An 11,935-nucleotide genomic window follows, 5' to 3' on the forward strand; every position below is an offset into this window, starting at 1 on the left:
ATATGCATAGTTTGGGTCATCGAAAATGATTAGACGCCTATAAAAAATGGAAGAGACATACGCGTGAATTTGAACCGCTCATGTTTAAATCACTTTATCCGTTTCCCTCAATAAATCATATCAATGCAATATACAAGTAGAGAGTTTGTACTGTATTGGTCTTCGAGAATCGTACTTTCTATTTTTTCTACTCAAGAACCTAATAGCCCCGGAAAATCTAATTATTTTGATCTGCGACCCCTTTTGTCTATGCTATGAAATGTGTCGTGACCCCTTTTGTCCAGCCTGTAAATTCGGTTATCCTGTTTGGACTTGATAGTTTTGGAGTACAGTATTTTGGAAGTCCCCACTTCTTTCAGGTCCTGGTTGAAATTATTAACCCCAAATGATTAGCCACTATGAAAAGGAAAGAGTTTAAACCATTTTTTGAGAGCTTTTATTCCAGCTTGTGTCTGTTTGCTAATAAGTATGTCCATGATAGCGATGTCGCAGCAGATATGGCTCAGGAGGCTTTTATTAAATTATGGAACGGGAAAGAGGCATTTGATAATGAAAATGCCATGAAGGGTTTTTTATATATGGTGACTCGAAACTCTTGTTTGAACCATATCAAGCATCATAAAATCGTATTGGATTATGGAGTCCAAACTTTGGATACTGAGTTATTCTTTAGAGATAGTATTCTCGAGGAAGAAACTTATTATGAAATTCATAAGGCCATCGAAGTTTTACCATCCCAAGGGAAACGTGTGGTTCAAATGAGTCTAAAGGGATTTAAAAATCCAGAGATTGCCCTTCGATTAAAGATCTCTATAAATACGGTAAAGTCTGTAAAATCCAATGCTTACCGTTTGCTTCGTTTGCATTTGCAGGACGTTGTCACGATCTTATTAGTCATGACAAGTCTGCTGTTTTAGAACTCATTATTAATGTCGGAATCTGTTTAGGTTCTGGCTTTTTTTTTGAAAAAAAAGAACCTCCACCCACCCCCTTTTATTTCTGAGTTGTTATTGTCGTATAAGGTTTGGAGTGAAGGGTTCATATGGAGAACAAAAGTCCAACTTAAATAATATAAATTTTTCGAGTGAATAGAATTGACCATCATATAAGAATATCTCAGCTGATCGCCAAAGAAGTGAATTTTGGTCTGGATGAGAATGAGAAGCAGGAGTTGAACACCTGGATGAATGACAGTGAAGAGAACAATCATACTTACTCAAGAATAAGGAATAAAAAGAGCTTTCTGAATTGGGATGAAGATTTTCATCAGGTGAATGTAGAGGAAGGGTGGAAGCGTTTTGATGAGGCAGTAAATCCAAATAGAATTGTGTTTGCATACCAGACAATCCTCCGCTATGCCGCAGTGATATTCATCCCCCTGTTTTTTGCAGGAGTTGGTTATTATTTATACAACGATTTGATTAGCCTGTCTCAACAGCAGCAAGAGCAGTTTGCAAAATATGAGCCGCAAGCACCGAAAGCTCAGTTGACTTTAGCAGATGGACGGAAGGTAAACCTTAATGATTATAAGGTCGCTGCCCTAAAAGAGAAGGATGGAACTCAAATTGAAAAAGGAGAAGGTAACTTAAAGTATCAGGCCGGTGAGGAAAAGAGAAAGGGAAAGCCTTTGTATAATACGGTGGAGATCCCAAGGGGGAGTGATTATAAGTTAGTCCTGTCTGATGGTACGAAAGTTCATCTGAATGCCATGAGCTCATTGAAGTTTCCTGTTCAGTTTTCGGGAAAGACCAGAGAAGTTAAGTTGACTGGGGAATCCTATTTTGAGGTTAGGAAAGATGCTAACCATCCCTTTATAGTAAATGTCTCAGGAACAAAAGTTGAAGTGCTTGGAACGTCTTTTAATGTGAAGGCCTATGCCGGGGACGAGAATATCGTGACAACTCTGGTGGAAGGGAGCGTAAAGGTACAATCTTCAGGTTTTAAAGTAGAACCTATGTTGTTAGAGCCAGGTCAGCAGGCTGTCGCGAATGAAAAAACAGGAAGTATGGATATGAGGGAAGTGAATGTGGCTCTGTTTACTTCGTGGAGAGAGGGCGTTTTCTTATTTAAAGATCAGCGAATGGAAGATATTATGATCGAATTGTCCAGATGGTACGATCTAAAGGTTTTTTATACGAATCCATCGGTAAAGGAATTCCGTTTTGGAGGACATTTTAATCGCAACAGTGAGATCAGTTCCATCATGGAGATGTTTGAATTGACCCATAAAGTAGATGCGAAGATCAATGGTGGAACCATTGTGATTAGTGAAAATTAAAACAGGAAATGCTGTAACATTTCCTGTCTAAATATTTCTGCATAAACAGAAATTGAATTTAAGTGGAACCTAAATCTTTACAAAGTTATGAAAAAATGTTTGAATAATGGCTTCCGATCCCGGAAGCTGTTTAAACTACTACTAGTTATGAAAATGTTCGCCATTTTCCTGCTTGCTACTGTATTAAGTGCTTCGGCGAATACATTGGCGCAGGATGCAAAAGTGACATTAAACATGGAAGGTGCAGAGTTGGAACAGGTGTTGTGGGAAATCCATGAACAAACTGGTCTGGTATTTCTTTACAGTTCTTCTGATGTTAAAGATGTAAAAGAACTTAGTGTAGATGCTAAGGAAGAAACCGTAGAATCGGTTTTGAATCGCTGTTTAAAAGACAGTGATCTGGAGTATGAGTTCAAAAGTAAGGCTGTAACCTTACGAAAAATCTCAGCTCCGGCCAAGTCGCCTGCTAAGATGCAACAGCAGCAAACCAAGAAGGTTTCTGGTGTCGTTCTCGATGATCTTGGAATTTCATTACCTGGCGTTTCTGTTTTGGAAAAAGGAACCACGAATGGTGTTTCTACTGATTTTGATGGAAAGTTTACCATAGAAATTCCCGCCAATGGGAAAGTCGTTTTGGTTTTTTCTTTTATTGGAATGGAATCTCAAGAGGTTGTTGTAACTGATCAAAAGGAATTGAAAATTACACTATTGTCTGATGCAGAACAATTAGCTGAAGTTGTAGTTGTTTCGGATGGTTTTCAGAAAACGGATCGTCGTTTGTTTACAGGTTCTGCTATTATCGTGAAAGCGGAGGATGCTAAAGTGGATGGGGTGGTTGATGTAGGCCGTATGTTGGAAGGTAAAGCTGCTGGTGTAACTGTGCAGAATGTTTCCGGTTCTTTTGGTGCAGCACCAAAGATTCGTGTTCGTGGAGCTTCTTCTATTTATGGTAATTCAAAGCCTCTTTGGGTGGTTGATGGAATGGTACTTGAAGATATAGTGGACGTTTCGGCTGATGACTTATCATCGGGAGATCCATCAACTCTTATTAGTTCTGCTGTAGCTGGTTTAAATGCCGATGATATTGAAAGCTTTCAGGTCTTGAAAGATGCTTCGGCTACAGCACTTTATGGTGCTCGAGCTATGAATGGTGTTATCATTATCACGACGAAAAAAGGGACTGTTGGAAAAACCAACGTTTCATATACAGGTGAGTATACCATGCGTTTGAAACCTTCTTACTCTAATTACAACATCATGAACTCTAAGGAGCAAATGTCTGTATATCGTGAGTTGGAGCGAAAGGGATGGTTAAATCATGCTGATATTTCTCGTCAGAGTAATGGTGGGGTTTATAAGAAAATGTACGACATGATAAATGCCTATGATCCAGAAACGGGTTTTGGTCTACAAAACACCCCTGAAGCACGTGCTAAATTTCTACAGAAATATGAAATGGCCAATACAGATTGGTTTGATGAATTGTTTAAGAACTCTATAGTTCAAAATCATTCATTAAGTATGTCTGGAGGAACCGATAAAGGGAGCTTTTATTTTTCAACCAGTTTATATAACGATGAGGGATGGTCAATTGCCGATAAGGTTAGACGATATACGACTAATGCCAAGGGTAGTGTGAAATTGAGCGATAAATTGACCATTGGATTGGGAACTACGGCTTCTTTTCGTCAGCAGAATGCTCCTGGGACTTTCAAGCGTGTAGAGAATCCTATCGACGGATCATACGATCGAGATTTTGATATCAACCCTTTTTCTTATGCGCTGAATACATCACGTGCTTTAAGACCCTATAATGATAAGGGAGGTAAGGAATATTTCCGAATGAACTATGCCCCTTTTAATATTATTGAAGAGGTAAATAATAACTATCTGGAGTTTGATGTATTGGACTTGAAACTACAGGCCAATCTTGGGTACAAAGTAAACAAGAACTTGCAGTATAGCTTTTTGGGATCATTGCGCTATGTGAAGTCAACACAGGAGCATAAGATTACTGAAAACTCCAATATGGCCAGAGCTTACCGTGCAGATGATGATCCGGAGATGGCTAAGTATAATAAGTTTCTTTACACGGACATGGATAACCCCGATGCACTACCTGAGGTGGTTCTACCTCGTGGAGGTTTCTACAACAGAGTTGACAATACCATGTTGAGTTATTCTGTTCGAAACAATATTGATTTCAATAAAATTTTTAATGAGAAACATATTGTTAATCTCTTCGTAGGTCAGGAAATGAGTTATACGGATCGTAATAATAGTAATTTTAATGGTATTGGTTACCAGTGGAATCGTGGTGGTGTACCTTTTGTTGACTACAGATTTATAAAGCAACAATTACAGGGTGGTTTTACCTATTACGAAATGGGTGACTATTTTGACAGAATGTTGGCTTTTTATTCCAGAGCGAGTTACTCCTACGAAGGGAAATATACAATCAATGGAACTTATCGATACGAAGGATCCAACCAGTTGGGGAAATCCACTAAATCAAGATGGTTACCTACATGGAACGTGAGTGGTTCATGGAACGCCCACGCTGAGGATTTCTTAGCTGATTCGGATGTTATTTCTCATCTTACTGTGCGCGGAACTTATGGTTTGACTGCCAGTATGGGCCCTGCTCGAAACTCATCTCTGATTTTGATGAGTAAGATCGCTGACCGTCCCCTAACTTCTGAGAAGGAAGCACAAATGTATATTGACGAATTAGAGAATGCTGAATTGACTTGGGAGAAACAGTATGAAACCAATATTGGTCTTGACATAGGTTTGTTTAGAAATCGAATCAACTTGGAATTAGATGCTTATCAGAGAAAAGGTTTCGATTTGATTAGTGCAGTACGTACTTCAGGTATTGGCGGACAGTATTGGAAATATGCCAACTATGCCGATATGGAGTCTAAAGGTTTCGAATTTATGCTTTCTACCAAGAATATAAAATCGAAGGATTTCAATTGGGATACCAACCTGAACTTCGCCATTATGAAGAATGAAATCACCAGTTTGAAATCAACACCAAGTGTGTACGACCTTGTAAGAGGGATTGGTGGTGCTTTGGAAGGTCACGCAGTTAGAGGATTGTTCTCTATCCCATTTGCAGGTTTGAATGAGGATGGTGTACCTACTTTTATCAACGAAGATGGAGAGGTAACTGCATCTGATATTAATTTTCAATCGGAGAATATTGACTTTCTGAAATATGAAGGACCTATTGATCCTAAAATTGCCGGTGGATTTACCAATATGTTTGAGTATAAAAACTGGAGATTGAATGTGCATATGAGCTACCAGTTTGGTAACAAGATTCGTCTGAATCCAGCCTTTAGAGCACGTTACTCCGATTTGGATGCCATGCCGAAGGAATTCTTTGATCGTTGGGCGTTGCCGGGTGATGAGGATAAAACCGATATTCCTGTGATATTGTCTCAAAGAGATTATGATGGTAAATACGTGAGTACCTATAATGCCTACAATCATTCAACTGCTCGTGTTGCTGATGGTTCTTTTGTTCGAATGAAAGAAATCTCTTTAGCTTACAACTTGCCTAAAAGCATGTTGAAACGCATGAATATAAGTAAAATGCAATTGAAGTTGCAGGCTACCAATTTGTTTCTGATCTATTCTGATTCGAAACTAAACGGGCAGGATCCAGAGTTTTTCGGAGCTGGTGGTGTAGCCATGCCTGTTCCCAAACAATACACATTTACTTTGAAGTTAGGACTCTAAAAATCTATAGATCATGAAGAATAATAAAATATATATATTGGCAGTTGGGCTTTTGTTCTCATTGTCCGCCTGTAACGATTATTTGGATAAGCTTCCGGATAACCGTACGACTCTGGATTCTCCGGGAGCAGTAAGTGAACTACTGGTGTCGGCTTATCCAAATGCAATTTATCATCAGTTTACCGAATCAATGTCTGATATGGTAGGTGATAAAGTTAAGGGGCCTTATGTCTATGATGTACCAGAAAACAGAGATGCATATTTTTGGGATGATCATACTACTGAGGACCAAGATACACCTACTTATTATTGGGCCAATTGTTACGAGGCTATTGCACATGCCAACCAGGCCCTGGATGCAATCAGTAAGGCTGAAAATCCTGAAGACTACAGTGCCCAAAAGGGAGAAGCTCTTATGTGTAGAGCTTATTCTCACTTTATGCTGGTCAATTTATTCGCCAAGCATTACGATCCTGCAACAGCATCAACTGATATGGGAATTCCATTCATTGAGAAGCCAGAAACAGTTGTGTTTGCTGACTATGAGCGAGGAACGGTAGCTGATGTGTATGAAAAAGTGGAGAAAGATATAGTGGAAGGAATGGCTTTGATTAGCGACGATGCTTATGCAGTGTCTGCTTACCATTTTACAAGTGACGCTGCCCATGCTTTTGCTTCTCGTTTTTACCTTTATAAGGGAGACTGGGATAAAGTTATTGAGCATGCTGATTATGTGTTGAGAGGTGATCCTGCTCTTATGCTAAGAGATTGGAATGGGACATATCAAAGTATGTCTCGTAGCGAAATTATGGCCAAAATGGTGAGTTCTACCGAAAAAGCCAATTTATTGCTATGTAGTTCCAACACTGTTTGGGCACGAGGTTATTTTATCTGGCGTTTTAGCCTTGATACTGAGATAAAGGATAAGTTGTTCCCAGGCTCTTTCGGAACTGATCCTTTTGGATTTTCCTACAGACCTACTGATGCAGGCTATGATTCTAACCACCATATCCCGAAGTTTGATGAGTACTTTAAGAAAGCAGGTGGGGTAAATGCTAATATTGGTTACCCAATGATGATGTGCCCAATATTTGTTGCTGAAGAGGTGTTGTTTAACCGAGCAGAGGCTTATGCGATGAAAGATAACTTCAGTCTGGCATTCCAGGATCTGGAATCTTTCCATACAAAGAGACATTCTAGTGGAAGTTCTCCTGACATCACTATCGACTATATTAATGATATCTATACTGATACGGATTTACCATACTATGAGGAAAACTATGATGCTGAGGCATTTTACCCAATAGTTGGAGACCAGGTGAATGTGCTTCGATTTATCCTTGATTTGCGTAAGCGTGAATTTGTTCACGAAGGATTACGATGGTTCGATATTCGTAGATTCAATATGGAAGTGGTTCATAAGTATGAGGGAACTGAAATGGTATTAGCCAAGAATGATCCCCGAAGAGTGATTCAGCTACCAACTCAGGCCATAGCCAATGGTTTGACTCCTAATCCCAGATAATTAAAAAAATAAAAAGATCATGAAAAAATATATATGTTTTCTAATGCTGGGAGTCCTACTATTTGGCTCTTGTAGCAGAGACGAAGATTTGGGCGAATCATTAATTGATACGTCTACTCCCGAACTGAATGAAACGGATCAATGGATTCGTGAGAATTTTACTATCCCTTACAATATTGAGGTGAAATATCGTTTTGATGATGCCGAAGTGGATAACGGTAAAGTGTTGACTCCTGCTAAATTGGAAAAGGTTCGTCCATTTTTGGAAGCCATGAAGACCGTGTGGATTGATCCTTACGCTTTATATGGAGGAGAAGATTTTGTGAAGATGATGGTTCCAAAATTACTTGTGCTGGTTGGGAGTCATAACTATAATACAAATGGGTCCATTATTTTGGGACAAGCTGAAAATGGTAGAAAGGTGACCATTTTTGATATCAACTATTTTGATCCTGCTGACAGTAGAATTATGACTAGAATATTCTCAACCATGCAGCATGAGTTTGGACATATTCTGCATCAGCATGTGATGTACCCTATGGAGTATGAGAAAATAACTCCTGGATACACGACAGCCTGGATGAATTATTATGATTCGGATGCATTGAAAATGGGATTCATTTCAGCTTATTCGATGAATAACCCCAATGACGATTTTGTGGAGATGATTGCCAAGATGTTGACCAAGAGTCGTGAAGAGTGGGATACCTATGTCGAAAGTGCTTATGTGTATCCATGGGGTGATGATTACGAAATCAAACTAAAGCAGAAGGAAGAAGGAATTGCCAAAATTCGTCAGAAGGAAGAAATGCTTGTGAATTACTTCCTGCAGGTGTGGAAGATTGATCTTTACGAGTTGCAGGCCCATGTTCATGATGTAACAGTGAATCTGGCCAACGAATAAGTTGTGATAAATGGTATGAATTAAATGCTTCTCCGATCCCGATTGCTGTCGCGATCGGAGATAGAAAAAAATATAATTATGAAGAAATTATTATATATGCTTACAGGATTTGCACTGATGTTCAGTTCCTGTGACAATGAGGAGGATCGCATTTTTGATCAGGCGGCCGATACCAGAATAAACGAAGCAGTGCAAGGCTATCAGGACTTGTTGCTTTCTGCCGAAAGCGGATGGAAAACCAATTATTATCCCAATGCCGATCTTTTGGGGGGATTTACTTTTCTGTTTGAGTTTAACGGGGATGGAACCGTTGAAACGGCCTGGGATATTAATGAAACAGTAGAAACGTCCCTTTATCAGTTGAGTTCTATTGAGAAACCCCAACTGGCTTTTGATACCTATAGTGTTTTTTCCAAAATGACCGATCCGGAAGTTGGCGAAGCAGGTGTTGGTATGAGTGGAGATTATGAGCTCTATTTCGAGAGGGTTTCTGAAAACCGTGATACCATTTACCTGGAGGGAAAAACCAACGAGAGCACGATGGTACTTGTGAAAGCGACACCAGCCGATTGGACCGACATCAACAAGTTGAAGAATATGGAGACCAAGTTGATTAAAGAGGAGGGGATACATCCTTTCTTCCGTAATCTGGTGGTTGAAGGAAGCGATCGAAAGTTTATGCTTTCCTACTTTGAGGATATGCGTCGCTTGAATTTTTCCTTCACAAATGATGCAGGAGAATATGAGGTGATTAATACAGGAGTACATTTTACACCTACAGGATTCGAGATTTATGATCCTTTAGTAATTAATGGAAATGAAGTAAAGCGTTTTGTTTATGATGCCCCAAACAAGAAGTTCCTTGTGGGCGACGAAGGTGTTGCTGGAGAGGTGATTTTCGAGGCAGAAGCTCCTTGTTCTTTTAAAGGTGCGGCTTATAAGTACTTTAATATGGGCTGGGATACCTATTCTTATGTTAGCCCAAAACTTTTAGAGAAGCTCGATGCACTTAAAGAACTGGAAGAAGGGGGAGTGGAAAGTTTTTACATTTCTTCCTATGAAGGTCATGATTGGGCGGAAGGAGTTACAGCTTATTTTTCTGACTATTCTTCTGTTGGTTTTGATATTGCTGAATTTGAAATGTTTAATGAGGATCAGTTGATTATGCATGATGGTGGCTTTGCTAGTTGGTACTATGAAGAAGATATCTTTATGGCCAATGAAGGAGGGAAAGCTCTGTATGATATTCTTTTCGATTCCCAGGGATGGACTGTTGTACCTCTTGTATGGTCAAAGTATGGTGCTACTTGTGCAATTGTAAGCAATTCCGATCCTGAGATCTTTATTAGTATGCAGGACTAGTTGTTATGAAACGATGATAATTAATTGCTAGTGGTTTAATAGCCCTCTTGCCTTTGTATTCCCTAGTACTAAAGGCAAGGGGGCTTTTCCTTGGAACATTATCAATTTTAAAAAGTGAAAAAATGTTTGATACAAGTTTTGGTTTAAAAACATGGATTTACCTGGGGGTGTTTTGGGGAGTCTTCATGTATCTTGGCTTGACCATAATTTTGCCTGTAATGGATGGCGAGATTATTACATGGGAGAAATTGTATACGCTTCTAACAGGAGAAAAATTGTATGCACTTCCCATTTGGGTAATATGTGGTTTGGTGATGCAATACTTTCTGCATAAGTGGATATATAAAAAGGGTAAATACGAAAGATAGATTGGAGAGAAATCCGATTAAGAAGTCTTCTTTATTGAACTGAGTTCAAGCTGCTGTTTAAATATAATTATAAAAAAAATCAATATGTTTTACACTTATAAAAGTTATCAAAACGAGGGGCTTGGAATTTTATCAAGACTAAGCAAACAAGCCGTATTGTCCATTCTTTTGCTAGGTTGTTCCTTTGGCTGCCAAAAGGGAGACGACACAAGTGCTCCACTAAGTATCACGTCGACAAATATTGCTGATGGTGCCACTGATGTCGATCTTAAAAGTGAGATAAGGTTGGATTTTAATGAGGCGATGGATGCTTCAACGCTTACAACAAGCACTTTTGTGATACAGAGAGGCGTAAAGATTATTTCAGGTACGGTGACTTGCTCCAGCAAAACAGCCACTTTTACACCAAACTATGATCTTGAAGCCTACACAAAGTACACTTGTACAATTACTACAGGAGTAATAAGTGCTACAGGCAATGCTTTGGATAATGTCTATAGCTGGAGTTTTACTACAGGTGTAGCACCCGATGAGATTGCTCCCACTGTAGTAGAAAATAGTCCCCTGGAAGCGGAAACCTATGTTTTGTATGATAGTCATATTACTGTGAAGTTCGATGAGGAAATGGACTTAGCAACAATTAATACGTCTACTTTTCTGATTAAAAATGATGATGTTATGGTTTCAGGAACTGTAAGTTTAGGGAGAAATAAGGCTGAATTTAAACCGAATGCCGAACTTTCTCCGGGCACTATCTATACCTGTACAATAACCAAAGAAGCAGCTGACCTGGCAGGAAATACAATAGAAAATCAGCATGTTTGGAGTTTTACTACCATTCCTGAGACAATCAGTTTTAATGAGGGGATTCAACCCATATTCAAAGCACAAAATTGTATTTCTTGCCACAATGCTTCACGAAATCCTGATTTAAGGAACAGTAATGCCTATAATTCCCTTATAAATGGACAGTTTGTTGATGCAACTAATCCTGAAGGAAGCCGAATTGTGGAGATGCTAAATGGTTCTTACCACAAAGATTTTACCACACAAAAGGATAAGCAACTTATTCTCGACTGGATAAAGCAAGGCGCAAAAAATAATTAATATAAAAAAAGATGAAAATATATAGCAGAGTAAATTTTAACGATAAAGCAGAACGAAAAGCGTTTATCTATACACTATTAATTTCTATTATTGTTAGCCAAGTTGTCGCTTTGATAATTTGGTACTTCTTCGATAGCAATAATTTTTTTTTATTACTCATTGCTACACTCGCAGGTTTTTTATTTGGATACAAAGGATTAAAGAAAAAATCATAATGGCATATTTTTAGAAATTAGAATAATGCCATATCAAAAAGAGAATTAAGAAACGTTAACCGCTTGTTATCGTGCATGTCGGAGTTCAGCTTGAACACTCACAATTGTAACTGCCAGTAATTTCGTAGAAGATTTTTTTAGTTATCGGTTGGAGCGCTCTGTTAAGTTGGTCAACTTGTTTTTACAGGGCGCTCTTAAATCTAATCTTACCAGTCTTGATATAATCCCATTTAGAGGGAATTACAGCTATTCATTGCCATTGACATCCATCTTTTCGGTTGTTTCACTTTTTTTTGCAAAATAAGAATGGTTGTGAAGTTGCTAGTTCTTTAATTCGACGGTGTATTGTGAACATCGTCGAATTTAAGAACTCTTGCTTTATCTTAAAATTAAGTAAACCCATAGCTATTGTTAGCTTTAAGCAGA

The 11,935-nt window shown here is 38.7% G+C and carries 8 protein-coding genes; all 8 read left to right on the plus strand.

What is annotated here, in order from left to right:
- Positions 1-398 precede the first annotated feature (398 nt).
- Positions 399-917: a sigma-70 family RNA polymerase sigma factor gene (locus ABY905_RS08640; protein WP_372642580.1), complete on the plus strand. Its 519-nt coding sequence runs from the start codon at positions 399-401 to the stop codon at positions 915-917.
- A 167-nt stretch (positions 918-1,084) separates the two neighbouring features.
- Positions 1,085-2,278 carry a FecR family protein gene (locus tag ABY905_RS08645; protein ID WP_372642582.1) on the plus strand — a complete coding sequence of 398 codons (1,194 nt, stop codon included), beginning with the start codon at positions 1,085-1,087 and terminating at the stop codon, positions 2,276-2,278.
- Positions 2,279-2,425: 147 nt separating this feature from the next.
- Positions 2,426-6,028 carry a SusC/RagA family TonB-linked outer membrane protein gene (locus ABY905_RS08650; RefSeq protein ID WP_372642584.1) on the plus strand — a complete coding sequence of 1,201 codons (3,603 nt, stop codon included), beginning with the start codon at positions 2,426-2,428 and terminating at the stop codon, positions 6,026-6,028.
- A 13-nt stretch (positions 6,029-6,041) separates the two neighbouring features.
- Complete coding sequence (locus ABY905_RS08655; protein ID WP_372642586.1) at positions 6,042-7,553, plus strand: RagB/SusD family nutrient uptake outer membrane protein; 1,512 nt, start codon at positions 6,042-6,044, stop codon at positions 7,551-7,553.
- Positions 7,554-7,572: 19 nt separating this feature from the next.
- Positions 7,573-8,457 carry a putative zinc-binding metallopeptidase gene (locus tag ABY905_RS08660; RefSeq protein WP_372642588.1) on the plus strand — a complete coding sequence of 295 codons (885 nt, stop codon included), beginning with the start codon at positions 7,573-7,575 and terminating at the stop codon, positions 8,455-8,457.
- A 78-nt stretch (positions 8,458-8,535) separates the two neighbouring features.
- Positions 8,536-9,819, plus strand: a complete 1,284-nt coding sequence (locus ABY905_RS08665) for a DUF4302 domain-containing protein (protein ID WP_372642590.1) — start codon at positions 8,536-8,538, stop codon at positions 9,817-9,819.
- Between the two features lie 122 nt (positions 9,820-9,941).
- On the plus strand, positions 9,942-10,187 hold the full coding sequence (locus ABY905_RS08670; RefSeq protein WP_372642592.1) for a hypothetical protein: 246 nt from the start codon (positions 9,942-9,944) through the stop codon (positions 10,185-10,187).
- 84 nt (positions 10,188-10,271) lie between these two features.
- Positions 10,272-11,294 carry an Ig-like domain-containing protein gene (locus ABY905_RS08675; RefSeq protein ID WP_372642594.1) on the plus strand — a complete coding sequence of 341 codons (1,023 nt, stop codon included), beginning with the start codon at positions 10,272-10,274 and terminating at the stop codon, positions 11,292-11,294.
- The last annotated feature ends 641 nt before the right edge of the window (positions 11,295-11,935 follow it).

The organism is Ancylomarina sp., from assembly GCF_041555295.1.
GTDB lineage: Bacteria > Bacteroidota > Bacteroidia > Bacteroidales > Marinifilaceae > Ancylomarina.